Source organism: Lewinella sp. 4G2, from assembly GCF_001625015.1.
Taxonomy (GTDB): domain Bacteria; phylum Bacteroidota; class Bacteroidia; order Chitinophagales; family Saprospiraceae; genus Neolewinella.
In genome coordinates, this window is the sequence record NZ_LVWJ02000007.1 from 1 (window position 1) to 448 (window position 448).

The 448-nt window shown below is 55.8% G+C and carries 1 protein-coding gene; it reads left to right on the top strand.

The genetic code is table 11. The features are described from left to right. On the top strand, window positions 1-448 hold a 448-nt coding region (locus tag A3850_RS00020), incomplete at both ends, for a transposase (RefSeq protein ID WP_197493950.1).

The following is a 448-nucleotide window of genomic DNA, read 5'->3' on the forward strand; positions in this document are numbered from 1 at the left end:
GTCGGCAACTCGCCCTGGGTTTCGAAGAGCAGATCATTGAACTCTACGCTTCCGGTTCTTCTTTGGAAGATATTACCCGAACGCTGAGCAAGCTCTATGGTGCTGAGATGAGCACGGCTCGTATCTCGGGCGTCATCAATGCGACCTGGCAGACGGTCGAAGACTGGCACAGGCGGCGCTTGCCAGCCTGCCTAGTCGTACTATTTATCGATGCCATTCATATCGATGTGCGTCGTGAACACGGGGTAGCTAAAGTGGCCCTTTACGTCGCATATGGGATTACTTTGGAAGGCAAGCGTGAGGTAATCGGTCTTATCCCCGGTCAGGGCACCGAGGGCGCCGTTGAGTGGGCGCGCTGTCTAGAGTCGTTCAAACAGCGCGGGCTGGAGGACGTACTGATTACTTGCAGCGACGGCCTGGCGGGACTCAAAAGTGTGATTGCACAGAC